This window comes from Nonomuraea mangrovi (genome assembly GCF_042681425.1).
GTDB lineage: Bacteria > Actinomycetota > Actinomycetes > Streptosporangiales > Streptosporangiaceae > Nonomuraea > Nonomuraea mangrovi.
Map to the genome: position 1 here is coordinate 129769 of NZ_JBHUFV010000007.1, position 24737 is coordinate 154505.

Here is a 24737-nt window from a genome sequence, read left to right on the forward strand (position 1 = left end):
CCGTATGGTGAACCGTCGATGTCTACTCGGCGCTCGTCCGCTCCATCAGCGCCGCCGCCAGCGCGGCCGCGACGGCGCAGCCGAGCCCGATGGTCCAGCCGAACGGGCCGATCGGGCGGCAGCCGAACACCTGGCTGAGACCAGGAACGGAGACGATCACGATGAGGGCCGCCAGCGACGACAGCGACGCGAGGAACACCGCCCGATCCCGGCCCCCCACCGCCAGCGTCTGCAGCAGCTGAGCCGCCACCAGCCCGACGAGCCCGACGGTGGACGCCCGGCCCCGCGTGCCGGTCATCCTGCCGACCAGCCACGCCGCGGTCGCCGCCGCGGCGGTGGTGACCGCCCGCACGTAGATGTCCCGTGTCAGAGCGGTGCCGAGCGAGGCCTCAGGCCCCTCGGCGAGCAGCTTCTCCGGGCTCGCGGCGCCCGGCGGGCGAACGGCCACCGCCATGGCGGGCAGCATGTCGGTGAGCAGGTTGACCAGGAGCAGCTGGCGGGCGTTCAGCGCGCTTCGCCTGGACAGCAGGCTCGAGCCCAGCGTGAAGGCGATCTCCCCGACGTTCCCGCCGAGCAGGATGCCGAGCGCGTCGCGGACCGAGCCCCACATCGCCCTGCCCTCGGAGATCGCGTCGATGATCGTCTCGATACGGTCGTCGATCACGACGATGTCGGCGGCCGCCCTCGCGGCGGGCGCGGCACGCGGCCCCAGCGCGACACCGACGTCCGCGAGCCTGATCGCGGGGACGTCGTTGGCGCCGTCTCCTGTCACGGCCACCACCTTGCCCGCGCGCCGCAGGCTGGAGATGATGCGGGCCTTGTGCTCCGGCGTGGTCCGCGCGAACACGGCCACCTCGGGCAGCACCGAGGTCAGGGCGTCGTCGTCCAGCCGGTCGAGCTCGGGTCCCGTCATCACCCGCTGACCGTTCAGGACGTGGATCTCGGCGGCGATGGCCTCGGCCGTGCTCGGATGGTCACCCGTGATCATGATGACCTGCACGCCGGCTCGCATGAGCCCGTCCACACTCCGCTTCGCCGTCGGCCGTACGGGATCGGCCAGGCAGAGGAACCCCAGGAAGCACAGGCGCTCGATACGGGACTCGTCGAGATCGGCGCGGCTGGACGCCCCGCGCTCGGCGACGGCGAGCACGCGGAACCCCTGCAACGCGAGCCTGTCCACCTTCTTCTCCAGCTCGCGCCTGGCCTTGGCGCCCATCGGAACCTGCCTGCCACCGCGCATCAGCTGCGCGCATCGGTCGAGCACGACCTCGGGGGCCCCCTTGACGCTCAGCAGATGGCCCGACTCGGACAGACCGAGCACCGCGTGATAGCCGCGCGCGGGTTCGAACGGCAACTCGTCCACCCGGTGCCACTCCCGCAGCCCGTCCTTCGGCGCGACGTGCAGCCTGGCCGCACCCTCGACGACGGCGCGGTCCGTGGGATGCGGGATGGCGCGCCCGCCCTCGAAGCGGGGCCCCGCCCTGAGCGCGGCGCCGACGATCCCCTTCAGCTCCGGCGTCAACGTCTCGAGCGGCCGGGTGCTGCTTCCGTCCGAGACCTGGCGCAGGCTGATACGGCCCTCGGTCAGGGTCCCCGTCTTGTCGAAGCAGAGCACGTCGACCCGGCCCAGCGCCTCGATCGTCGACGGGTTGCGGACCAGCGTGTTGCGCTTGGACAGCCGCTTGCTCGAGGCGAGTTCGGCCACGGTGGCGATGAAGGGGAGCCCCTCGGGAACGGCGGCGACGGCCAGGCTCACCGCAGGGGCGAGAGCCTCGGACAATGGCGAGCCGCGCAGCAGGCCGGCCGCCATCAGGACGATGCCCGACCCGACCGCGGCGGGCAGGATCCTGCGGCTCAGCCTGCGCAGCCGTAGCTCCACGCCGCTCACCAGCGGCCCGTCGGTGGCGAGCCTTGCGGTCCTGCCCGCCTCGGTCTCCTCCCCCGTCGCCACGACCACGGCGAGGCCGTGGCCGGCCGCGACGGTGGTGCCCTCGTACACCATCGACCGGCGATCGGCGATGGCGGCCGCCGCGGTGGGAGTCGCGGTCTTGGCCACCAGCTGCGACTCGCCGGTCAGGGTGGACTCGTCGATCTCGAGCCCGGCCGCCTGGATGAGCCGGCCGTCCGCAGGAACGGCGTCGCCCGCGCGCAGCTCGATCACGTCCCCCTTCACCAGGTCCTCGGCCACGCCTGAGACGCCGCCGCCGGGCCTGCACAGCCGTACGCTCACGGCGGTGATCTCGGTGAGGCGGCGCAGCTCCCTGTCGGCACCGCGCCGCTGCGCCCCGCCGATGACCGCGTCGACCACCATCACGCCGCTGATCAGCACGGCGTCCAGGACCGAGCCCACCGCGGCCGACATTCCCGCGCCCGCGGCCAGAACCGGCGTCAGCGGGTTGGCGAGCTCCTCGACGGACGCCATGACCAGGGACGTGGGCCCGGCGGACTCAGTCCGCGACCTCTTCGTCCTGCGGCGCGCGCTCTCCTTCTCGCTCAGCCCGCGCGGCGACGTGCGCAGCAGGGTGAGGACGTCGGGGACCGCCATCGCGTGCCACGGCGTACGGTCGGCGTGCACCGGCGCCGCCGTCCGCCTGACGTCGCGCCCGACCCACTCGCCCGCGACCAGGGCCGCCACCAGGGCGCAGTCGCGAAGCAGGTGCGCCCGGGCGACCGCCGTCCGGGCCGGAGCGAGCACGGCCAGACCCGCGCCGATGACGCCTGCCGCGGTGGCCACCCGGATGCCGCGCCTGCTCGCGCTCTTCGCGTACGGCACGGAGCGCAGCAACAGGTGGACCCCGTCGAGATCGCTGATCGCGTCGGCGTCCCACGGCACGCGCCGCGCCTCCCTGAGCACGCCGATGCCCAGGTCGGCCTGGCGCAGGCCCCGCCTCGACGTACGGGACACCACGGCCACCACATGGCCTTCGACCTGCAGCGCCCGTACCGAGGCGACCAGCCTGGAGCCGCCGTCGACGAGCTGGTCCACGCCGAGCCGCCGCCCGAGGCCCGGCTCCCCGCCGGCCAGGGACACGCTGCCCGCGCCCTTCGCGGCGGCGACCACGGCCTCGGCCAGCGGGTGGAGCTCGGGCGCCAGCCCGACCAGAGCGATCGGGGTCCCCTGCCGTGAGACGCTGACCGGCCGTATCCCCTGCCTGCGCCACGCGCGCACGTGCGAGGGTTCGCGCGCCGCCGAGTACGGCCCTGCCGCCCACCCGCCCCGCTCGCGCACGGCCGCGGGATCGGTGAGGTCGAGCAGCGTGTAGAGCCGCGTGTGCAGCTCGTCCAGGTCCTCGTCCGCGTCGATCGGGACCACGTCGTCGATCGTCCACGCGCCTGTGGTGAGCGCGGCGGCGTCGAGGAGGACCGTGTCGACGCGGTCCAGGCACCGCAGCGCGTCGCGGCGGAGCACCATCCCGCCGCGATCGGCGAGGGCGCGCACGAGGGCGCTGCTGAAGGCGTCCCTGCCGACGTGCGCGGCCTTCGGGATCCCCGTGATGAGCACGGAGAGCCCGCGCTCGTGATCGCGGCTCACCAGGGTCGTGACGCCCTGCGCGGTCAACGCGGCGGCGCTCGCGGCGTTGGCGTACCGCTCGACAGGTCCGTGCGGCAGCGGAACAGGGCGGGGCCGCTCCGCCACGCCGGTGTGGCGGTAGGCCCCGTCGGCCTCGGCGAACTCCTCCTCGCGCAGCTCCCACGCTCGGCGCCCCGCGCACGAGTCGATGTAGCGGCCTGCGGCTGCGACGGAGTCGATGAGCATCGACAGGGGCCGCATCGACAGCGTCTGGGACACGATGCGCGTCGACGCCACCAGCGCCTCGGCGGCGGGCCTGCCCATGTACCGCTCCAGCTCCCGCCGGACCCGCGGCGCGTGCTCGCCGAGCGCCAGGACGGCGGGCACGGCCGGCGGCAGCTTCGGCAGGCGGGCGACCTGCCCGGCCAGGGCGAGCCCGGTGCCGACGAGGTGCAGGCCGAGGCTCACCGCGGCGCGGGCCTGCTGCTCGACGCCGTCGAGCGCCGGCGTTTCCCCCCTGCGACCGTCGCCGACGTCGAGCTCGTCGACGATGGCCACGAGCTTGTCCAGGTCGGCCGTGGACGGGTCGCAGCCCACGAACACGCAGCCGAGCGCGCCGTTCACCTCGGCGCGGTCGACACCGGCCGAGCGCAACCGGTCCTCGAGGGCGCGCGCCGCCGCCTCCGTGCCAGGGCCGCCGACACGCCTTAATTCGATGCGGACTCCACCGGCGCATCTCTGTATCCGGCGCGGGCGGGGGAGCATGCTCCGCACGGGTTCGGGGAGCATGGCCAGGATCGTGTCAGCGGGGAACGACCACATGTCGCCCCCTCGGCGGAACCGCGCAGGCACGCGGGCTGCTCAGCGCACGTGGCAAACCGGATCTCACCCGCCCGACCGCGCGCGCCCCGAGGTCCCCGTCCGGGATGCTCGTGACGTGGTGGAGGAGGCGGGCTTGCGCTGGGAGGTGGTTCGCTTCGAGGTGGCGGTGGCCGAGGTGGCTCTCTTCGACGCGGCGGCCGAGGTGGTGGCGCGCTTCGGCCCGGCGGTGCTCCCCGAGGTGGTGGTCTTGGTCCCGGCGTCGCTCTCCGAGGCGCCGGCGCCTCTCCTGCTCCTCGACGCCGTGCTTCGTGAGGCGGTGCTCCTCGAAGCCGTGCTCCCGGACGCGGTGCTGTCTGACGTGGCGCTCCTCGAAGCCGTGCTCCTCGAAGCCGTGCTTCTCGACCCCGTACTCCGGGACGCCGTGCTTCTCGACCCGGTGCCGCGCGACGCGGCGCTTCTCGACGTGGTGGTCCTCGACGCGGTGGCCCTCCGCGGCGCCGCGGTGGAGGCGGTCGCGGTACGGTTTCCGTCGCCGGCGGCCGTCGACCCCCGCGCCCTGCGGGCCGACGCCCCGCCCTCCTCCTCCCGCCCGCGCTGCGCGATCATCGACCCGACGCCGATGGCGGCGGCCACCGGCCATTCGAGCACGCCCACCGCCGCGAGCACACCGAGCGCGCCGTAGTAGGCGATGCGCTCAGGTGGCGGGAGGAACGTCCGCGCGACGTCCACGGCATGACCGATCTCCTGCCGGGACATGCGCGGCAGCTCCACATGCGGCAACTGCACGTGCGGCATCTCGACGTGCGGCATCGACAATCGCGGCATCCGCAGCTCGGGAGGACGGACCTGGATGCTGAGCAGCGGCAGATCGAGCGTCAGCTCCTTGGACGAGCGCGCCCGAGACTGGGCAACGGCCATGGTTCCTCCCCCACTGGAGGACGCCGGACGCCCCTGGCGCGCTCCGGCGCGACCAGCGCACCGCGAGCACCGGGGCGGCCCTCGTCTCCCCATCCTTCGCGAGGCCGCGTGTTGCGAACAAGGATTCCGTGCCCAGTTTTATGATCAGATATCCGGTTTGTAGTACCTCTTCCGAATTTGTCAGCCCGGTTGTGGCGAGCCCGAGCGTCCATGTACGCCGACGGCCATCGCCGCGCCCGGAGGAGCGCGGGATGGCCGTCACGCCGTCATGCCCGACAGGGTCGTATCCGGCAGGTCACGCCCGGCGGGGCACGTCGAGCGGGTACACGTCCGAGCGGGCCCCGCCCGAGCAGGGGCAGGCCCGAGTGGGGACACGCCCGAGCGGGTGCCGCCCGGGTGGGTGCCGCCCGGGTGGGTGCCGCCCGGGTGGGGGCAGGACCGGCGGGTCGCGTCTAGCGGGCGACGTACTCCGCCAGCACGGCGGCCGCTCCCCGTGGATCGTCCACAGAATGCCGCTTGTTGGCGTTCTGCCAGGAGAAGCTGGTCCCGCCGTACCCGACGAAGACCCACACGGGCAGGCCGGGGGCGGGCCGGTGCACCATGAGGGCGGTGTTGTTGTCCCGCAGCTCGGCGTTGACGCCGAGCAGGACGAGCTGGTCGCGCAGCCGGACGAGCTGGTGCTCCTGGCCGAGCCGCACCAGGTCGACGGCGCCTGCGGGCGCTATCCGGGTCACCGGCCACTCCTTCGCCCTCGCCACCCGCGAGTCAGTCGAGACACGTCCACTCCCCCTGTGAGTCCGATCCATGGCCATGCGTCAGGAGCGCAGGAATGCGCCCAGGGTGTCGTTGAACGCTTTGGGCTCCTCGCTGAACGGGGCGTGGCCGCTGTTGTCGAACCTGGCTACCTGGGCGTTCGGAAGCTGGGCGGCCAGCCACTCGTCGAGGTCGCCAGGGAAGATCCGGCTGCGCGCGCCGTACATCAGGAGGGTCGGCACCGTGACGGCCGGCAGGACGGGGCGCAGGTCGGCGTAGGCCATGTCGTACCAGATCGACAGAGCCGCCGACGTGGCCGTCTGGGTGGTCTCGGCGTAGACCGCGTCGATCACCTCGTCCGGCGGCGTCTCCGCGAAGCACGCGGCGATGAACGGCTTGATCACACTCGGCCTGGCATGGCGGACGCCCTGGGCGAAGACCGCGAGGTCCGTCGTGGAGTAGCCGCCGAGCAGCGGGAAGTCCCAGCCCTCGCCGTCGAGGAACCTCGGCGACTGGTCGACGAAGGCCGCCGACCGCAGCAGGTCGCAGCCGAACTGCTGGACGTAGGACAAGATGACGGCGGTGCCCATCGACCAACCCACCAGGCACACGTCGTTCAGCCGCAGATGCTGCAGCAGGCTGCGAACGTCGCGAGCATATTGCGACAAAGTGTGACCATCATCCGTTTTCCCGGACAAACCATGCCCGCGCAGGTCTACAGTGATGACCCGATTGGACTCGCTGAGCGCGTCCACGTTCTGCGCCCAGAACGTGCTGTTCATCGTCCACCCATGGATGAGCAGCACCGCAGGCCCGGAACCGTGGTCTTCGTAGTAAAGCGGCACACCATCTGGCAACTCCAGGTATGACATCTTGCCTCTCCCTAAAGTGGAAATGTCCGGGCCGTAACGACTATCCGCTATGCGCCATGGCCGCCCAAGAGCTGCGGCCGCGTTGCATAGGGGTTGCATGCGGTACTAGCTTTCTCGGCAGGAGATCATGGACGACTCGACGCGGCGCCTGGCCCGTGCTCGCGAGAGCGCGCTGAGCGGGCAACGACCTGCGCAGGTACGCCCCGAGGTACGTGCGTCGTGGGACCGTGCCCGCCTCCAGGGAGTCCATCCCGACCGGTCGCTTCCGCCCATCGAGCTGGCGGCGGACAGGGTGCGCGGGTTGCAACGCGAGCACCCGATGGCCTCCGTCTGGCCCACGCTGCTCGGCACGCTGCGCGACGCCGCGACGCAGCCCGGTCATCTGATCTTCGCCAGCGACTCGGCGGGGCACCTGCTCTGGGTGATGGGCGACCGGTCCGCGCGCAGCGTGGCCGAGGGCGTGCACCTGGTGCCGGGCGCGCTGTGGAGCGAGGGCAAGGCGGGTACCAGCGGGGTGGGGACGGCGCTCGCGCTCGGCCGGCCGTTCCGCGTGCGCGGACCCGAGCACTTCCTGTCGGTCGCCGTGGACTTCACCTGTTCGGCCGCGCCCATCAGGAACCCCGTCACCGGCGAGCTGCTCGGCGCGATCGACGTGACCTGCCCGACGCGTGCCGCGAACTCCCTGTCGCTGTCCCTGGTCGCCGCGGCCGCGCGGCTGGCCGAGGCGCACCTGGGCGAGCAGACCAGGCAGCAGGACGAGCGGCTGCGCATGCGCTATCTCGAACACGTGATGCGCCACAAGGGGATTCACAGCGCTCTCGTGGGAGCCGACGGCCGCGTGCTGCACTCCTCACCGGGCGGCTGGCTCCCGCAGCGCTGGCCGTGGCCGCCACGCGAGGGTCCCGCGACGCTTCCCGACGGCCGGCGCGTGGTGTTCGAACGGCTGTCGGCCTCCGGCCCCTTCGCGGTGCACTGCACCGACGGCGTCGACAGCACCGGCGAGGCCCTGCTGCTGCACGCCCTCGGCCGTGACCGGGCCTGGATCCGCCTGGACGGCGCGGCCCACGAGCTCAGCGCCCGGCACAGCGAGATCGTCGTCCTGCTGGCGGCCCATCCGGCGGGACTGACCGCCGACGCACTCGCCCGCCAGACATACGGGCAGGGCGGCAAGACGGTCACCGTTCGCGCGGAGATGACCCGGCTGCGCCGCGTCCTCGGCTACCGCCTGGGCTCGGATCCGTACCGGCTGCTCGGCCAGACGGTGGCCGACTTCCTCTCTCTGGACGACGCCCTGGCCACCGAGGGAGTCGGCGAGCTGCTCGACCGCTACCGGGGCCCGCTGCTGCCGTCCTCACGCGCGGAGGGTGTGGAGGCACTGCGCGACAGGCTGCATCAGCGGTTGCGCGGCAAGGTGCTGTCCCACGGCGACGCCGACGCCATGACGCGATGGATCACCACCGCGCACGGGCGTGACGACCTGCCGGTACGGCAGGCACTGGAACGAACGGCCATATCTCCCATGTAGTGGCCTTTGTTCCGGTACCGTCCGCAGCCCGCGATTCCGGTTTCAGAAGGGCAGGTCGAAGGTGTAGTGGTCCGCGGCCCCCATGATGGCGGCGGCGTCGTCGACGGGCGGGTGGATGAGCCGCATGATCCACTGCTTGATCTCCTTGCCCTTGGCGCCGGAGGCCACGACCGCGCGGTCCCAGCCCCTGGCGAAGAGCGCACCGGCCGCGCCGAGGTCGAGGCAGGTGACGTACGGCCCCGCGACGAACTCTCTCATCGGCAGGCCCAGCAGTTCGGCGGAGGCGTTGTAACCGGCGACCATCCCGAGCGGCACGGCGTGCTGGCAGCTCTGCATCACGTAGTGGTCGGCGTCGTAGCGGGCGGCCGCGGTGTCGCCCGCGGCGAACACCGCGCCGTCGACCCGCAGGAACCTGTCGACCTCGAGCCTGCCGAGCTCGTCGCGGGCGGCGGGCACCTGGGTGGTCAGCTCGCTGGCCCTGATGCCCGCCGTCCAGATGACGGTGTCGGTCTCGATCAGCTCTCCGGTGGAGAGCCGCGCGTGCTTCTGTCCCACCTCGGTGACCGTGGCGCCGAGCCGCCGTTCGACGCCGAGCTCGTCCAGCGCGGCCTCGATGTCGGGACGGGGGCCGGGTCCGAGGTCGGGTCCCACCACCTCGGCCCGCTCCACCAGCACGACCCTGCCCCTGCTCGCCAGCTCCGTGGCCACCTCGAGCCCCGCGAACCCCGCGCCGACCACGACGGCGGTGAAGCCCTCCCTGCCGCGCAGGTGCGCGGCGAGCCTGCGTGCCCCTTCGAGGGTGTCCACGTCGAAGAGGTGCTCGGCGCCCGGCAGGTCGGGCCTGACGAGCCGGCTGCCCGTGGCCAGCACGAGCCGGTCGTAGCCGATCACCTCGCCGCCGGCGGTCACCGTGCGGGCGGCGGTGTCGACGGCCGTCACCGTGGCCCGCAGGTGGGTCACGCCGATGGGACCGAGGATCCGGCCGAGCTCCACCTTGGCCTGTTCGGGGTCGGCTTCGTACAGGCGCGGCCTCAGCACCAGGTGCTCGTTGGGTGCGACGAGCGTGATGCGCGTCGCCTCCTCGCCGCGCGCCCGTGCGGCACCGGCCGCGCTCCACACGCCGGCGAACCCGCCACCCACGATCACGATGTGGCTCATCTCGTTCTTCCTCTCTGGTGTGCATCCACCAGGGAGTCAAGACAGCCCTCTCAGATGTGACCGAGCTTCTCGGGATTCGCGACGCGTCGGAGTGCGGTGACGCGGCCCCCCGCGAGTTCGACCGTGTCCACCCACAGCAGCGTGCCTTCCCTGTAGGTGGCCAGCGCGGGCTCGCCGTTCACCTCGATGACCCGCATGACGTCGGGCCCGGCCCTGCGGGTGACGGCGAGCGTCAGCAGCGCGACGCGCTCGGCCCCGCGCACGAGCACGCGCGCCGCCGAGACCCTGCCGCCACCGTCGGCCACGTAGACGGCGTCGGGATGCAGCAGCGCGATCAGCGCGCCCATGTCACCGGCCTGGGCGGCGGCCTTGAAGGCGTCGAGCACCCGCCCGACCTCCGAACGGGAGGCTTTCGGCAGCTCCTTCACCTTGGCGATCCGCGCCCTGGCTCGGGAGGCCAGCTTGCGGCTGGCGACAGGCGTGTTGCCCAGGACCTCGGCGATCCCGTCGAAGGGGAAGGAGAACACGTCGTGCAGGACGAACGCGACCCGTTCCGGCGGGGTCAGCTCCTCCATGACGAGCAGCATCGCCACGCTGATCGACTCGTCCACCAGCACCGGTTGCGCCGCGTCGGGGCCGGTGAGCAGCGGCTCGGGCAACCACGGCCCGACGTAGTCCTCCCGCCGCACCCGCGCCGAGTTGAGCACGTTGTAGCTCGTGCGGGCGGCCACCGTCACCAGCCAGGCCCGCAGGTCGGCCACGTCCGACAGGTCGGCGGCCGAGGCCTTCAGCCACACGTCCTGTGCCACGTCCTCGGCGTCGGCGACGCTGCCCAGCAGGCGGTAGGCCACGCCGAACACCGCGGGCCGCAGCCTCTCCCACTCGGACTGGAGGACGTGACTGGTCACGGGCCAGATCCTAACGAGGCGGCCGTCGGCGGCAGGATGTCGCCCGCCGTTCGGAACCTGGTCATGTGACATCCCTAAGGTGCCCGCCATGAGACGTATCGCGATGATGATGTGCGCCGGCGCGCTTGCCCTCGGGGCCGCCGCGCCCGCGACCGCCGGCGCCGAGCCCAGGCGTCCGGAGTACGGCAGGGCGACACTGACCGCGTTCGCGTCGCTGCCCGCGCGGACCTTCGTCCCCGGCAGCGAGGTGTCGGGCGCGCAGCTGGGCACGGCCCCGATCAACGGCTTGACTCCGCCCTTCCCCGGGCAGCCCGTGCAGGGTTTCAGCGGCATCGCCCGCCACGGTGACGGCAGCTACGACGTGCTGTCGGACAACGGTTTCGGCGCCAAGGCCAACAGCGCCGACTTCCTGCTGCGTGTGCACAGGATCAGGCCGGACTTCCGGTCCAGGACCGTGAGCGTGCTCGGCGGCTTCAACCTGTCCGACCCGCGTGGCCTCGTGCCGTTCCCGCTCACCAGGCCTGACCGCACGCTCACCGGCGCCGACTTCGACGTCGAGTCGATCGTGCGCTCCCTGGACGGCACCTACTGGATCGGCGACGAGTTCGGCCCGTTCCTGCTGCACGTCGACAGGCGGGGCGAGCTCATCGACGCCCCGATCCAGTTGCCGGGCGTGAAGGCGCCCGAGAACCCGGACCTCGGCGGCGCCCAGCCCAACCTGCGCAGCAGCAAGGGCTTCGAGGGTATGGCCAGGTCCGTGGACGGCCGCCGCGTCTACCCCCTCCTGGAGGGCACCGTCACCGGCGATCCGGACGGCACGCTGCGCATGTACGAGTTCGACCTGCGCAGGCGTACCTACACCGACCGCCGGTGGACCTACCGCCTCGACGACCCCTCCCACGCCATCGGCGACGCGATCGCGGTCGACGCGCACCGGTTCCTGATCATCGAGCGGGACAACCTGCAGGGCGACGCCGCCAAGGTCAAGCGCGTCTACCTGGCCGACACGCGGGACAGGGACCGCGACGGCGCGCTCGACAAGACGCTGGTCGCCGACCTGCTCGACCTGGCGTCCCCCGAGGGGACGTTCAGGTTCCCGTTCCAGACGATCGAGGACGTGATCATCCTCGACGACCGGACGCTCGGCGTCCTCAACGACAACAACTTCCCCTTCTCCTCCGGCCGCACGGCGGGCAGCCCGGACGACAACGAGTTCATCACCATCCGCCTGACGCGCCCCCTGCACGCCGACCCGAGGGTCTACCGCTAGCGACCCGCGCACCCGCCTCGTGACCCGGAATGTCGACGCGCCCGCCCGCGCGTCGACATTTCGGTTTCCGCCCCAAACAGTGCGATAAATAACCCCTTCACCCCATTCGGAATAGCCACTCGGGGGACTATTACTAAAATGAGTAATTGTCCCTTTTGTGTGATGCCCCCCTCTCTCCCCATGCAGTCCCGTCCTTCAAGTCCGCGAGGAGGAACCGGAAAAGAGCTGGCTAAGCACTTCTCATGGGCCTCCCGCGCCCGAGAGCGGGCGCTTGAAGTCCCGGCACGCCCGAAGGGGCCTGCGGTGAGCGCCGCAGCGTCCCGCCTCGGGGGAAGGCGCCGGAAATCCGGCTTAGTCAAGCGAGAAGCTGGTTGCACAAAGAAGCGGGTAATGTCCGTTTACCTGCTGATCGGCGGGATATCTACGTTGCGCGCAAGATAATCCTTCAGGGTTACATGGGGCATTTTCCAGCGATTTGGCATATTGCCAGGCTGGTGCACACAAGTCTTTTCAGGGGGAATCACGCAATGAACAAGCTCAAGGGTGCCGTCACCGCGGCCGCTGTCTGCTGCGTTCTCAGCGCAGGCGCTGTTGGCCTTGAGGCCGCGACGGTCGCCACCGCAGCCAGCGCCAGCACCGCCGACACCGCCATGGTCAGTTGGGGCGGATGCGGGCACGGCGGATGCGGCGGTGGCAGGTGGGGCAGGCGCCTGATCGCCCAGTTCCACAAGCAGTTCCAGAGGCAGCGTCAGTTCCAGAAGCAGTTGCAGCGGCAGATGCAGAGCCAGTCGCAGAACCTGCACCAGAACGTCAACTTCCACCTGAACAGCTCGTCCGACGCCGACAGCCTCGCGGACGCCGTCGCCAAGCAGCGCGCCGAGGCCGAGGCCAAGCAGCGCGCCGACGCCGACGCCCGCAACAGGGCCGACGCCGACGCCGACGCCCGCCAGCGCGCCGACGCCGACGCCAGGAACAGGGCGGAGGCCGACGCCGACGCCGACGCCGAGGCCCGTCAGCGTGCCGAGGCCGAGGCCAGGCAGCGTGCCGACGCCGACGCCCGCAACAGGGCGGAGGCCGAGGCCGAGGCCGAGGCCCGCCAGCGTGCCGAGGCCGAGGCCAAGCAGCGCGCCGACGCCGACGCCCGCAACAGGGCCGACGCCGACGCCGACGCCCGCCAGCGTGCCGAGGCCGAGGCCCGTAACAAGGCGGAGGCCGACGCCGACGCCCGCCAGCGTGCCGAGGCCGAGGCCAAGCAGCGCGCCGACGCTGACGCCGCCGCGCTGAACAGGGCGGACGCCGACGCCGACGCCCGCCAGCGTGCCGAGGCCGAGGCCAAGCAGCGCGCCGACGCCGACGCCGCCGCACTGAACAGGGCGGACGCCGACGCCGACGCGGACGCGCGCAACAAGGCGGAGGCCGACGCCGACGCCGACGCCAGGCAGCGGTTCGAGGCCGAGATCAAGAACAGGCTGGAGCAGGAGCTGCGCAACCAGCTCGAGATCGAGCTCAAGCGGAAGATCGAGCTGGCGCTCGGCAGCGACGCGGCCAGGGTCTGATTCGAAGCGCACAGGACTTCGAAGCGCAAAGGACTTCGAAGCGAAGGACTTCGAAGCAGAGGACAAGGTAGCCGCCCGCTGTGCGGCTGTGGGAGCTGATGCTTCGGGTCGGCGCCCACCTTGCCCTTGATGTTCAATCCCGCAGCCGAGGCTCTCAGAGCACCGGCAGGGCGGCGGCCGTCGCGTGAACCGGCCGCCGCCCAGCGGGACGTCGCGATGAACCCCTGGGGGCTGAGCGGACACCCGTGTCCGCCCGGCCCCTTCGGCCGTGCCGGAGCCGCCCACGCGGCCCCGCGTCAGAGCAGGTCCTCGATCGTGATCGGGATCTTGTGCAGGCGGCGACCGGTGGCGTGGAAGATCGCGTTCGCGACGGCGGCGCCCGACCCCACCATGCCGATCTCTCCCACACCCTTGACGCCCATCGGGTTGACCACGCTGTCCCGCACCTCGATCGTCTCGACCTGCACGTCGGGCGCGTCGGCGTTCACCGGCACCAGGTAGTCGCCGAGGCTGGCGTTGGCCCAGCGCCCCTGGACGGGGTCCATGTGCGTGGCCTCCAGCAGGGCGTGGCTCAGGCCCCAGAGCATGCCGCCCATGAGCTGGCTGTGCGCGGCCCGCCGGTTGAGCACCCGCCCGGGAGCGAAGACGCCGGTCATCCTGCGCACCCGCACGAGGCCGAGGTCGGCGTCCACCGCCACCTCGGCGAACTGGGCGCCGAAGGTCATGCTGGCGTACTGGTCGCTCGGCGGCGGCGGGTCATAGGAGCCGACGACCTCGACGTCGCTCAGGTGGTTGCGCCGCATGAGGTCGGTGTAGGTCTCGCCGCGGTCGGCATGGTTGCGCACCATCATGCAGCCGTCCTTGACGACCACGTCGTCGGGGGCGGCGCCGTACAGCGGTGACTTGACGTCGGCGATCGCCGTCCGGACGAGCTCACCGCGAAGGGCGACGGCGGCCGCGTGGACGCCCGAGCTGATCACGCCGGTGCCGGCCGAGCCGACCGCAGCGACGGTGTTGGGCAGGGCAGTATCGCCGTGCTCCATGCGTACCGCGTCGATCCCGATGCCCAGCCCGTCGGCCGCCACCTGGGCCACCGCCGTCGTCACCCCCGTGCCGAACTCGGCGAAGGAGGCCTGGATGACCGCACGGCCGTCGGCGTAGAGCCGGGCGCGGGCCCGCTGCGGGGTGAACACGGGAGCGACCGGGTAGCACGCGGTGGCCATGCCCATGCCGATGAGCAGGTCGCCCTCCCTGTGCGAGCGCGGACGCGGATCTCGCCGCTCCCAGCCGAACAACTCGGCGCCGCGCGCGTAGCACTCCTTCAGCCCCTTGCTGGACCACGGCCTGCCGCTTTCCGGATCGACGTCGGCGTGGTTGACCAGCCGCAGCTCGAGCGGGTCCATGCCCAGCTCGTAGGCCAGCTCGTCCATCGTGGTCTCGAGCACGACCATCCCCTCGGACTCGCCGGGACCGCGGATGAACGACGGCGTGATGGTGTTGGCCTTGATCAGGCGGTAGACGCTCTCGTAGTTCGGGCACGCGTAGAGCGAGGCCGAACAACCGAGCGCGGTGCCGGCCCAGTCGTCGAACACCGAGGTCGGCGAGAGCTTGTGGTGGCGGATGGCGGTCAGGCGCCCGTCGGCGCGCGCGCCGAGGACCAGGTACTGCTCCTGCTCCTCTCGATGGCCCACCGAGTCGAACATCTGCTCGCGGGTGAGCGCGAGCCGTACCGGCCGGCCGACGTGCCTGGCCGCCAGCGCGGCCAGCGCCGGATGGTCCCAGATCATGGCCTTGGCGCCGAAGCTGCCGCCCACGAAGGTGGAGATGACCCTGACCTGCGACACCGGCACGCCGAGCTGGGCGGCGACCGTGAGCTGCGTGGCGTTCGGGCCCTGGGTGGCGTCCCAGAGGGTGAGCAGGTCGCCGTCCCACATCGCGGTCGTCGCCGAGGTCTCGATCGGGTTGTGATGGTTGGCGGCGCAGTGGAAGGTCACCGTCACGCGGACGTCCGCACCGCTCAGCCCCGCGTCGACGTCCCCCCTGGTGACCCGTCCCGGGACCATGCCGGCGAAGATCCGGTCCGCCTCGTACATCCAGCCTCGGCCCTGCTCGACCGTCGTGATCGCCGGTGTCTCCTCGTAGGTGACGCGCACGAGACGGGCCGCCTGCTCGGCGCGTTCGAGCGTGTCGGCGATCACGATGGCGATGTGCTGGCCCGCGTAGTGGACGACGTCGTCGCGCATCGGGAAGAAGCTCTGCCCCGGGGCCGCCGTACCCGCCAGAGAGGGCATCAGCGGAGGCTGCCGGTCGGCGATCGGGCCGAGGTTGTGATGGGTCACGATCGCCAGGACTCCGTCGGCCCGCTCGGCCTCGCCGGTGTCGATGGCCGTGATCCGGCCGCTCGGCACCCGCGCGCCGATCAGCACCGCGTGGACGAGCCCGGGCAGCGCGATCTCCGCCGAGTAGCGCGCGGCGCCCGTGACCTTCTGGCGCCCGTCGATCCGCTCGACCGGCTCTCCGATGGCGGTCATCGTTCCTCTCCCAGTGTCATCGCCGTCTCCAGCGCCCTGACCATGGTCCGCTGGGCCAGCTCGATCTTGAAGGCGTTCATCGAACGGGGAACCGCCGCCGACATCTCCGCGCGGGCGGCCCGTACGAAGGCGTCGCCGTCCGCACGCGCGCCGGTCAGCAGCCGCTCCGCCTCCCTGGCCCGCCATGGCTTGGTCGCCACGCCGCCCAGCGCCAGCCGTACCTCCGCCACGGTGCCGTCCTCGACTCGCATCGCCGCGGCCGCCGACGTCAGCGCGAACTCGTACGACTCCCTGTCACGGACCTTGAGGTAGGTCGAGCGCCGTGCGATGGGTACGGCGGGCACGTCGATCGCGGTGATCAGCTCACCGTGCTCCAGCGGGTGTTCCAGGTGCGGCGTCTCGCCGGGAAGGAGGAAGAAGTCGTCGATCGGGATCTCCCGCGTACCGCCCGGCCCCTCCACGCGCACGACCGCGTCGAGCGCGACCAGCGCCACGGCGACATCGGAGGGATGGGTGGCGATGCAGTGCTCGCTGGTGCCGAGGACGGCGTGGCCCCTGTTGACGCCGGGGATCGCGGCGCAGCCGCTGCCGGGCTCGCGCTTGTCGCAGGGCGAGTGCGCGTCGCGGAAGTAGCCGCAGCGCACCCGCTGCATGAGGTTGCCGCCCATGGTCGCCATGTTGCGGAGCTGGGCCGAGGCGCCGAGCAGCAGCGCCCTGGAGATCATCGCGTACCGGCCGATGACCGCCGGAGCCATGGCCACGTCGCTCATCCTGGCCAGCGCGCCGATGCGCAGCCCGCCGTCCGGGAGGTCCTCGATCAGGGTGAGCGGCAGATCGTTGATGTCCACCAGCCGCTGCGACCATTCGGTGCCGATGCGCAGCATGTCGATCTTGGTCGTGCCGCCGGCCAGGAAGGCGCTGGTCTGATCCCCGGCGACGGCGGTGATCGCGTCGGCCACGTCGGCGACCCGCGCGTAGCTAAACGGTCGCATCCCGCACCTCCCTGATCGCCTGCCGGATGTTGGGATAGGCGGCGCACCGGCACAGGTTGCCGCTCATCCACTCGCCGATCTCGGCGTCGTCACCCGCGTGCCCTTCCTCGAGGAGCGCGACGGCCGACATGATCTGACCCGGCGTGCAGTAGCCGCACTGGAACGCGTCGTTCTTCACGAACGCGGCCTGGACGGGGTGCAGCCGGCCGTTCGCGAGCCCTTCGATCGTCGTCACCTCGCGGCCCTCACAGGCGATGGCGAGGGTCAGGCACGACACCACCCGCCGCCCGTCCACGTGTACGGTGCACGCTCCGCAGGCGCCCTGGTTGCAGCCCTTCTTGGTGCCCGTCATGTCCAGGCGTTCGCGCAGGGCGTCGAGCAGGCTCACCCTGGGCTCGATCTCCAGCGAACGGGTCACACCGTTGATCGACAGCTTCACGTGGACGGCGTTCGGACCTCGGTCGGCGCTGGGCATGATGGGACTCCCTCCTCGCGGTACACCACAGGGGAGGTTCCCAACCGTCGGTAGACTCAAGGACAGAAGTCCCAAAAGCACCCATTACCGGATATGTCGCCCGCCCCGTGCGGCCGAATCCGGGGGCCGTGACCCCGGGTTCGGGCCCGGCTGAAGGCGTCCTCGAACGCGCCCGCAGGACCGCGCGTCGCGCGGCACGGCCCACCGGCACGTCACTTCACGGCTAGATGATCTACGCCTTGTTCCCGGCTATAGGTGAAAGGGTGCGTGCGCTTTTCACGGAGACATGGGGAGCCACAGTGGGCGTGCAGCAATCGCTCTTCGGTCCGGAGCCGAGCGCCGCCGTCACTAAGCCCATGGGGGATCATCTCCACCGGCTCAAGGCGTTGATCCTGGTCAAAGCGGCGCCGAATCCCTCCCACACCCACGGCGAGACGGTATGCGTGGCCGGGATCCGTACCGACTTACAAGCCGCCGGATGGCTCCGCCTGTACCCCGTCAACGTCCGGGCGCTCGACGACCCCAACGCGTTCAGGAAGTACGACGTCATCGAATTCGACGCCCGACCGGCGCGCAACGATCCCCGGTGCGAGAGCTGGCGGCCGGTGCTGACGACGATCCGCACCGTGGGCCGCCTCAAGAGCTGGCGGCAACGCGCCGCATGGATCGACGAGCACGTCGGCGATTCGATGTGCGATCTGCTCGACGCGGTCCGCGACCATCCGCCCGCGCGCTCGCTCGCCGCGATACGGCCGCGGGAGATCGACGGCATCACCATCGACGCCCACCCCGGATGGACTCCTGAGGAGCAGGCGAAGATCACGAACTACGTCGCCCAGCTCGGGCTGTTCGGCGACACGTCCAGACGCGCGCTCGAAGCCCCTCGTTTCAAGGCCTGGTACCGCTACCGCTGCGGTTCACGGCGCTGCAGGGGGCACCGCCAGGGGTTGATCGACTGGGAGTTCGTCGCGCATCAGCGCAGGCTCTCCGGCTGGGACGACGCGAGCGCCAAAGCCGAACTCCGCAGCCGCTGGTTGGACGGCATGTGCGGCGACGACAAGGACACCGTCTTCTATGTGGGCAACCAGGCCAAGCGACAGCACGTGTTCAGCGTGCTCGGACTGTTCTACCCCTCGCGTTAGGACAGCCGGCGGGCCAGGTCCAGCACGACGGAGCGATGGCAGCGACGCTCGTCGGCCTCGAAGCACAGCACCGCGACCGGTCCCTTGCGAGCCCACGCCGCGATCTCCTCCACCGCCGCTTCGGCCTCGGGCGTGGCGACGTGAGCCAGGTAGTTGTCCCGCGCCACGGCGAGCTCGTCCGGCGAGCCCGCGAACCCCGCCCGGTTCCACCTGGGGTTGCCGAGCCTCGGCAGGTGGACGTACTCGATACCGCGCTCGGCCACGGCCGCGGCCAGGCGCCGCTTGCTGAGCCCCGGCTTGCGGGAGATCGGGTTGAGGCGAACGTCGACCAGCGCGACCAGGTCGTACGCCAGGGCATCCGCCACGACCTCGTCGAGGGACCTGCCCTCGTAGCCGATCCCCACGATGCGCGAGCTCTGAGCTGCGGTCACGGGGTGACGATACCTGCCGTGCGCGTCGCCGACACGGCCTTGCCCTGTTTCAGGGCGCTCCTGTGGCACGCGCCCCTTCCATGACAGCCTGTCGGCAAACGCGGGATCCCTGATCCTCGCAGTCTCCGGGCGGCGCGATCTCCCGGCAGGCGGTCTCCGGCCTGCGCGGTCTCCGCCCTGCGCGGTCTCCCGGGCGGCGCGGCCTCCCGGCCGGCGTCCCCTTCCGGTCGGTGTGTTCTCCGGGCCCGTGCGGGCTTTCGGCGGGGCGTGCCGTCAGTGGGCGGTCCAGCCGCCGTCGACCGGGAGGATCGCGCCGGTGATGTAGGAGGCGGCGGGGCCGGCCAGCAGGAGCGCGGCCGCGGTCAGCTCGCCCGTCTCCGCCCAGCGGCCGGCCGGGACCTGATGGTCGAGGAAGTTCCGCACCTGCGGGTCGTCGTCGACGTTCTCGTTGAGGGGCGTGCGGAACGGCCCGGGGGCCAGGGCGTTGACGCAGATGCCGGTGCCGGCCAGTTCGACCGCCAGGCTCCTGGTGAGCTGGACCACCGCGCCCTTGCTGGCGGCGTAGCCCGCCCTACCGGCGGCGCCGACCAGGCCGAGGGCGCTGGCCAGTGTGACGATGCGGCCGTATCCCCCGGCCCGCATGTGCGGGACGGCTGCCTGGCAGGCCACGAACGTGCCGACGACGTTGACCTCCAGGCAGCGGCGGAGGGTGGCCGCGTCCAGGTCGCCGAGCTCTCCCCTGGCCTGGACGCCCGCGCTGGTCACCAGGATGTCCAGGCGTCCGAACCGGGTGGCGACCTCGTCCACGACCCGGCGTACGGCGTGCTCGTCGGTGACGTCGCAGGCCAGCCCGAGTGCCGGCCGGCCGGTGTCGGTCGCGATCCGGGCGGCGGCCTCCTCGCTGGTGTCCTTTGAACGGCCGACGACCGTGACGGTCGCGCCGGCCTCGCTGAGGGCCCGCGCGATGGCGTGACCCAGCCCTGAGGTGCCACCGGTGACGACCGCGACCTGCCCGGTCAGATCCTCGCCCACGCCGCCGCCTCGCTCATGTCGTTCCCTCACCGCGCCCCGTTCGGCCGAACGTCGCCCTTCACCTGCCGAATCCTAACGGGACGCGGTCCGGCCGGATCCGCGCGGAAATCTTCTCGGAAATCCAGCCATCCGCCGGCCCCCCGGCCCCGAATCAAGCGTCGAGGACTCCGGCCGGGCCCCTCTCGACCAGTAGGCACACACATCCAAAGGATCACTCGCATGAAGCTCCGGACCAACCGGCGTGCCCTGATCGGGCTGGCCGCCGCGGCGGCGCTGACCGCCTCGTCCCTCGCCCTGCTGCACCCCACGACCAGCACCGCGTCCTCGCACCGCGAGGCTCCGCTGATCGCCGGTGACCCGCGCAACGACAACACCGACGTCTACGCGTTCGTCAGCCCCGACAAGCAGGACACGGTGACCCTGCTCGCGAACTTCCTCCCCTTCGAGGAGCCTAACGGGGGCCCCAACTTCTACACCTTCGACACTCAGTCCCGCTACAACGTCAAGATCGACAGCAACGGTGACGCGCTCCCCGACATCACCTACCAGTGGACGTTCCGCGACGAGGACCGGCGCGGCAACACCACGTTCCTCTACAACAACGGCCCCGTCACCTCCATCGACGACCCGAACCTGCTGTTCAGGCAGCGCTACACGCTCCAGCGGATCACCCCCCACGGGGTCACCACGCTGGTCAGGAACGGCATCGTCGCCCCCAGCAACACCGGGGCCGCGTCCATGCCCTCCTACGCCACGCTGCGCGCCCAGTCGATCACCTCCGTGCGTGGGGGCGGCAGGTCGTTCGCGGGCCAGTCCGACGACTCCTTCTTCCTCGACCTGCGTGTCTTCGACCTGCTGTACGGCGGCAACCTGTCAGAGGTCGGCCAGGACACCCTCAAGGGGTACGGCGTGCAGACGCTGGCCCTGCAGGTGCCGAAGGACGCGGTGGCGCTCAAGGGAGACGCCAAGCGCAATCCCGTCATCGGCGTGTGGTCGACCGTGGACAAGTGGAGCCCGCAGGGCTTCAAGCAGGTCTCCCGCCTGGGACAGCCGCTGGTCAACGAGGTCGTCCTGCCGGCCGGGCTGAAGGACGCCTTCAACTCCGTGAGCCCCGACAAGGACGCGGGCCTGCCGGCCGTCGTCAAGCGGGTCACCAGCCCTGAGGTCCCGCGGCTGCTGGAGAAGATCTACGGCCTGAAGGCTCCCAAGACCCCGCGCAACGACCTGGTCGAGATCTTCCTCACCGGTGTCGCCAAGGACAACGGTCCGATCAAGGCCGACCTCAACTCGCAGATCCTCAACAAGGACGCCGGCAAGCTGCGTCCCTCCGAGATGCTGCGGCTGAACATGTCCGTCCCGCCGACCGCCTCCCCCAACAGGCTCGGTGTGCTGGCGGGTGACCTGCAGGGCTTCCCGAACGGCCGCCGACTCACCGACGACGTCGTGGACATCGCCCTCCAGGCCATGGCCGGCGCCGCCCAGACCGGCAAGCTCGTCGACGCCCTGGCCGCGGGAGACAAGGTGGACGCCAACGACAAGGCGTTCGGCATGTCCTTCCCCTACGTCGCGCTCCCCGGCAACGCCTCGGTCAACACCGGCTCGGCGCGCTGAGCCCGCCGCGGGGCCGGGCACCCCGGCCCCGCGTCTCGTCTGCGACACCCGCACCCCTTCCACCGGAGGTCATCGTGATGCCATCGCGACGCGGGGTGGTGCTCGCCGCAGGCGGCCTGATACTGGCCGTCGCACTGACCATCGCCGCGACCCTGCTCCCCTCGTCCGCTCCGCCGGCCGCCTCGGCGCCCGCCCCCGCCGCGCAGGTCGAGACGGCCCTGTCCGCCACGTCCGCCCGCGCGGCCGTCGACGCGCTGAACGCCAGACTGCGGCGGCTGCCGCTCGATCACCACGCGTGGGCGCAGCTCGGCGCCGCCTACGTCCAGGAGGCCAGGATCACCTCCGACCCGTCCCTTTACGCGCGGGCCCAGCAGGCCCTCGACCGCGCGGGCGCGCTGGCTCCCGGCGATCCGGCCACCCTGACGGGAAGCGCGGCCCTGGCCGCGGGACGGCACGACTTCGCGCGGGCCGTACGGCTGGCCCGCCAGGCGATCGACGCCAACCCGTACGGCGCGACCGCCTACGGGGTGCTCTCCGACGCCTCCACGCAACTCGGCCGCTACGACGACGCCGCGAAGGCCGCCGACCAGATGATGGCGCTGCGCCCTGGGATCTCCTCCTACACGCGCGCCTCCTACGCCGCCGAGCTGCGCGGCGACCTCACCCAGGCCCGCAAGCTCCTGGACTACGCGCTCCTCGACGCCTACGCCCCCGAGGACGTCGCCTACGCACGCTTCTCGCTCGGCGAGCTGTCGTTGCACGCGGGCGATCTGCCCGCCGCCGCCGAGCAGTACCAGCTGGCGCTGGACGTCGCGCCCGCCTTCACCCCCGCGCTCGCCGGGCGGGCCAGAGCGGCCGCGCTGTCGGGGCGGCCCCCGCAGGCGCTGGACGACTACGCGGCGCTGGTCGCCCGCCTGCCGCTGCCGCAGTACATCATCGAGTACGGCGAGGTCCTCGCCGCGGCGGGCCGCGACCCCTCCCCGCAGTGGAGGCTGCTGGAGGCCCAGCGCGCGCTCATGGACGCCGCTGCCGTGAAGGACGACCTGACGTGGGCCGAGTTCGAGGCCGACCACGGCTCACCTGCCAAGGCGGTGGCCTATGCCCGCGCCGAGTACGCCCGTCACCCCAACCTGTCGGCCGCCGACGCCCTGGCGTGGGCGCTCCACCGGGCGGGACGCGACCGCGAGGCCCTGCCGTACGCCGTCAAGGCCACCTCGACCGGCTGGCGTAACGCGCTCGTGCTCCGGCACCGCGCCGCCATCGAGCGCGCGCTCGGCGACACCGCCACGGCCGCCCGCACCACCGCCCGCGCAGAGGCGGCCAACCCCACGTTCGTGCCCGCCCTTCCCGCCCTCGCGAGGTTCTCATGAAACGGTACGGCCGCGCGGCCGGCCTGTGCGCCGCTCTGGCGCTGGCGTCCGCGCTGATGGTGACGACCGCGCAGCCTGTGGCCGCCGAGGGCGGCAGGCTCGCCCACCCGCTCGGCAACTTCACCGTCAACCACTACGACGGCCTGAAGGTGCTGCCCGACCGGATCGAGAACCTCGCGATCGTGGACAGCGCCGAACTGCCGACGCTGCAGGCCAAGCCGTCGGTCGACACCGACGGGAACGGCGCGGTCTCGGACGCGGAGCGCGACACGCACGCCGCGGCGCAGTGCGCCGCACTCGCCTCGGCTCAGCGGCTCACCGTGAACGGCGCGGCCAGGCCGTGGCGGGTCACCGAGGCGGGATTCGGCTACACGCCCGGCCAGGGTGGGCTGTGGACCAGCCGCCTGACCTGCCGGCTGAGAGCGGACGGCGAGCCGGGGACCGTCGGGTTCAGCAACGGCTTCCTCACCGACCGCATCGGCTGGCGGGAGATCACCGCGGTGGCCGAAGGCGTCCGGCTGGCCCGTTCGACGGTGCCCGCCGCCAGCGTCAGCCAGGAGCTGCGCCGCTACCCCGACGACCTGCTGTCCAGCCCGCTCGACCAGCGCACCGCCGACCTGTCCGTCGTCAGGGGCGCGGGAGCGGGCTCGGGTACCGCCACGCCCGTCCTGCCTCTTCCCGCCGGAGGCCCGATCGGCGACGCGCTCGCGACGCTCGACCGCACCTTCACCGGGCTGGTGGGCGCCGAGTCGCTCACACTGCCGCTGGGGGTGCTCGCGGTGCTGCTGGCCGCCGTCCTCGGAGCGGGGCACGCGCTGATCCCCGGGCACGGCAAGACCGTCATGGCCGCCTACCTGGCAGGGCGCAGGGGCCGGCCGAGGGACGCGCTGCTCGTCGGCGCGACGGTGACCGCGACCCACACGGCCGGTGTGCTGGTGGTGGGGCTGCTGCTGACCGTGTTCTCGAGTCTCGCGGGTGAGACGGTGCTGGCCTGGCTGGGTACGGCGGGCGGCCTGCTGATCACCGCCATCGGAGCGGGGCTGGCCCGTTCGGCATGGAGGTCGGCTGCTACGGGCACCGCCGCCACCGCCTTCCACGGGCACGGACACGGACACGGACACGGACACGGACACGGACACGGACATGGGCACGGGCACGGGCCTGGGCACGGGCACGGGCACGGGCCCGAGGATGGGCATGGCCATGGGGACGGCCGCGGGGACGGGCACGAGCAGGGGCACGGGCGCCTGGAGGCGTCCGCGACGGCGACCCTTCTGAAGGAGCGGCCGCAACAGGACTCCGCCTTCACCCCCGGCTCACGGGCCCCCGGCCGTCGCGGCCTCATCGGTCTCGGCGTCGCGGGAGGTCTGGTCCCCAGCCCGTCCGCGCTGGTCGTGCTGCTGGGCGCGATCGCGCTGGGCCGCACGTGGTTCGGCGTCGCCCTCGTCCTCGCCTACGGCCTCGGCATGGCTGCCACGCTGACCGCCACCGGCCTCCTGCTGGTCAAGCTGGCCGCCCGCCTCGACCGGCTCGCGCACGCGGGGCGGGCCCTGCCGGCCCGGCTGTCGGCCCTCGCCCCCGGGGCCACCGCGCTCCTCGTGGTGCTGCTCGGTCTGGGCCTCACCCTGAGAAGTCTCGGCGACCTCCTCTGAACCCACCTTTCGGAGCGGCCCCGAAGCCCGCCGCTCTGAGCCGCCCTGGGCTCACCGTCCAGACCGGCCCCGAAGCCCTCCGTTCGGACCGGCCCCGAAGCCCGCTGTTCGGGCCGCCCCGGAGCCCGCCCTCCCCTTGAGACCGCCCCGGACCACGGCCCCGGTCCGCGGTGAGAGGGCCGGTGGGGTCGTGGGCCCCGGGGTGCAG

Annotated in this window: 18 protein-coding genes; 8 read left to right on the forward strand and 10 right to left on the reverse strand. The window is 72.0% G+C overall.

All coding sequences use genetic code 11. The features are described from left to right. Positions 1-22 precede the first annotated feature (22 nt). Complete coding sequence (locus ACFSKW_RS06065) at positions 23-4165, reverse strand: cation-translocating P-type ATPase (protein WP_379570021.1); 4143 nt, start codon at positions 4163-4165, stop codon at positions 23-25. Between the two features lie 301 nt (positions 4166-4466). On the opposite strand from ACFSKW_RS06065, the gene ACFSKW_RS06070 reads away from it, so the two are divergent. After that, positions 4467-5015, forward strand: a complete 549-nt coding sequence (locus tag ACFSKW_RS06070) for a hypothetical protein (RefSeq protein ID WP_379570022.1) — start codon at positions 4467-4469, stop codon at positions 5013-5015. A 688-nt stretch (positions 5016-5703) separates the two neighbouring features. Here the strand turns inward: ACFSKW_RS06070 and ACFSKW_RS06075 are convergent. Together ACFSKW_RS06075 and ACFSKW_RS06080 are read right to left on the reverse strand one after the other, a co-directional pair. Continuing rightward, complete coding sequence (locus tag ACFSKW_RS06075) at positions 5704-5985, reverse strand: hypothetical protein (protein WP_379570024.1); 282 nt, start codon at positions 5983-5985, stop codon at positions 5704-5706. Positions 5986-6066: 81 nt separating this feature from the next. After that, positions 6067-6975: an alpha/beta fold hydrolase gene (locus tag ACFSKW_RS06080; protein WP_379570026.1), complete on the reverse strand. Its 909-nt coding sequence runs from the start codon at positions 6973-6975 to the stop codon at positions 6067-6069. A 28-nt stretch (positions 6976-7003) separates the two neighbouring features. Here ACFSKW_RS06080 and ACFSKW_RS06085 point away from each other — a divergent pair, with 28 nt between their 5' ends. Further along, positions 7004-8401, forward strand: a complete 1398-nt coding sequence (locus tag ACFSKW_RS06085) for a GAF domain-containing protein (protein WP_379570028.1) — start codon at positions 7004-7006, stop codon at positions 8399-8401. A 42-nt stretch (positions 8402-8443) separates the two neighbouring features. Here the strand turns inward: ACFSKW_RS06085 and ACFSKW_RS06090 are convergent, their stop codons facing one another. Further along, complete coding sequence (locus ACFSKW_RS06090; protein ID WP_379570030.1) at positions 8444-9559, reverse strand: NAD(P)/FAD-dependent oxidoreductase; 1116 nt, start codon at positions 9557-9559, stop codon at positions 8444-8446. 50 nt (positions 9560-9609) lie between these two features. After that, positions 9610-10467 (reverse strand): RNA polymerase sigma factor SigJ, encoded by an 858-nt coding sequence (gene sigJ, locus ACFSKW_RS06095; RefSeq protein ID WP_379570032.1) that lies wholly within the window; start codon positions 10465-10467, stop codon positions 9610-9612. An 88-nt stretch (positions 10468-10555) separates the two neighbouring features. Between sigJ and ACFSKW_RS06100 the strand changes: the two genes are divergently transcribed. Both ACFSKW_RS06100 and ACFSKW_RS06105 read left to right on the forward strand, forming a co-directional pair. Then, entirely contained in the window at positions 10556-11737 is a 1182-nt protein-coding gene (locus ACFSKW_RS06100) for an esterase-like activity of phytase family protein (RefSeq protein WP_379570034.1), read from the forward strand. A gap of 527 nt (positions 11738-12264) precedes the next feature. After that, positions 12265-13293, forward strand: coding sequence for a hypothetical protein (locus tag ACFSKW_RS06105; protein WP_379570036.1), 1029 nt, complete (start codon positions 12265-12267; stop codon positions 13291-13293). A 296-nt stretch (positions 13294-13589) separates the two neighbouring features. Here the strand turns inward: ACFSKW_RS06105 and ACFSKW_RS06110 are convergent, their stop codons facing one another. The 3 genes from ACFSKW_RS06110 to ACFSKW_RS06120 are packed head-to-tail and all read right to left on the reverse strand — an operon-like array spanning position 13590 to position 17291. Beyond that, entirely contained in the window at positions 13590-15824 is a 2235-nt protein-coding gene (locus ACFSKW_RS06110; protein WP_379570038.1) for a xanthine dehydrogenase family protein molybdopterin-binding subunit, read from the reverse strand. Then, positions 15821-16816, reverse strand: a complete 996-nt coding sequence (locus tag ACFSKW_RS06115; RefSeq protein ID WP_379570040.1) for an FAD binding domain-containing protein — start codon at positions 16814-16816, stop codon at positions 15821-15823. The genes ACFSKW_RS06110 and ACFSKW_RS06115 overlap by 4 nt, the downstream gene beginning before the upstream one ends. Next, the gene (locus ACFSKW_RS06120) at positions 16803-17291 is read right to left on the reverse strand and encodes a (2Fe-2S)-binding protein (protein ID WP_379570042.1); all 489 of its coding nucleotides are present in this window, start codon (positions 17289-17291) and stop codon (positions 16803-16805) included. Before ACFSKW_RS06120 ends, ACFSKW_RS06115 begins: the two co-directional genes overlap by 14 nt. Before the next feature lie 227 nt (positions 17292-17518). Here ACFSKW_RS06120 and ACFSKW_RS06125 point away from each other — a divergent pair, with 227 nt between their 5' ends. Further along, positions 17519-18433, forward strand: coding sequence for a hypothetical protein (locus ACFSKW_RS06125; protein ID WP_379570044.1), 915 nt, complete (start codon positions 17519-17521; stop codon positions 18431-18433). Here the strand turns inward: ACFSKW_RS06125 and ACFSKW_RS06130 are convergent. Both ACFSKW_RS06130 and ACFSKW_RS06135 read right to left on the reverse strand, forming a co-directional pair. Next, positions 18430-18864 (reverse strand): DUF488 domain-containing protein, encoded by a 435-nt coding sequence (locus tag ACFSKW_RS06130; RefSeq protein ID WP_379570046.1) that lies wholly within the window; start codon positions 18862-18864, stop codon positions 18430-18432. The two genes, ACFSKW_RS06125 and ACFSKW_RS06130, sit on opposite strands and share 4 nt — an antisense overlap. Before the next feature lie 273 nt (positions 18865-19137). Next, positions 19138-19926, reverse strand: coding sequence for an SDR family NAD(P)-dependent oxidoreductase (locus ACFSKW_RS06135; protein WP_379570048.1), 789 nt, complete (start codon positions 19924-19926; stop codon positions 19138-19140). A gap of 189 nt (positions 19927-20115) precedes the next feature. Here ACFSKW_RS06135 and ACFSKW_RS06140 point away from each other — a divergent pair, with 189 nt between their 5' ends. The 3 genes from ACFSKW_RS06140 to ACFSKW_RS06150 all read left to right on the forward strand — a co-directional run bounded on the left by ACFSKW_RS06140 (position 20116) and on the right by ACFSKW_RS06150 (position 24529). Then, a complete protein-coding gene (locus ACFSKW_RS06140; RefSeq protein WP_379570050.1) occupies positions 20116-21507 on the forward strand; it encodes a DUF4331 domain-containing protein in 1392 nt (463 codons plus the stop codon). Between the two features lie 77 nt (positions 21508-21584). Next, a complete protein-coding gene (locus ACFSKW_RS06145; RefSeq protein ID WP_379570052.1) occupies positions 21585-22877 on the forward strand; it encodes a tetratricopeptide repeat protein in 1293 nt (430 codons plus the stop codon). Further along, positions 22874-24529 (forward strand): High-affinity nickel-transporter, encoded by a 1656-nt coding sequence (locus ACFSKW_RS06150; protein WP_379570054.1) that lies wholly within the window; start codon positions 22874-22876, stop codon positions 24527-24529. The genes ACFSKW_RS06145 and ACFSKW_RS06150 overlap by 4 nt, the downstream gene beginning before the upstream one ends. Positions 24530-24737: the final 208 nt, after the last annotated feature.

Coding starts and splice junctions, on each gene's coding strand:
- ACFSKW_RS06105 (WP_379570036.1), top strand. CDS start 12,265: ATGAACAAGCTCAAGGGTGCCGTCACCGCGGCCGCTGTCTGCTGCGTT.
- ACFSKW_RS06100 (WP_379570034.1), top strand. CDS start 10,556: ATGAGACGTATCGCGATGATGATGTGCGCCGGCGCGCTTGCCCTCGGG.
- ACFSKW_RS06110 (WP_379570038.1), bottom strand. CDS start 15,824: ATGACCGCCATCGGAGAGCCGGTCGAGCGGATCGACGGGCGCCAGAAG.
- ACFSKW_RS06145 (WP_379570052.1), top strand. CDS start 21,585: ATGCCATCGCGACGCGGGGTGGTGCTCGCCGCAGGCGGCCTGATACTG.
- ACFSKW_RS06080 (WP_379570026.1), bottom strand. CDS start 6,975: ATGCAACCCCTATGCAACGCGGCCGCAGCTCTTGGGCGGCCATGGCGC.
- ACFSKW_RS06120 (WP_379570042.1), bottom strand. CDS start 17,291: ATGCCCAGCGCCGACCGAGGTCCGAACGCCGTCCACGTGAAGCTGTCG.
- ACFSKW_RS06150 (WP_379570054.1), top strand. CDS start 22,874: ATGAAACGGTACGGCCGCGCGGCCGGCCTGTGCGCCGCTCTGGCGCTG.
- ACFSKW_RS06125 (WP_379570044.1), top strand. CDS start 17,519: ATGATCTACGCCTTGTTCCCGGCTATAGGTGAAAGGGTGCGTGCGCTT.
- ACFSKW_RS06115 (WP_379570040.1), bottom strand. CDS start 16,816: ATGCGACCGTTTAGCTACGCGCGGGTCGCCGACGTGGCCGACGCGATC.
- ACFSKW_RS06140 (WP_379570050.1), top strand. CDS start 20,116: ATGAAGCTCCGGACCAACCGGCGTGCCCTGATCGGGCTGGCCGCCGCG.
- ACFSKW_RS06085 (WP_379570028.1), top strand. CDS start 7,004: ATGGACGACTCGACGCGGCGCCTGGCCCGTGCTCGCGAGAGCGCGCTG.
- ACFSKW_RS06090 (WP_379570030.1), bottom strand. CDS start 9,559: ATGAGCCACATCGTGATCGTGGGTGGCGGGTTCGCCGGCGTGTGGAGC.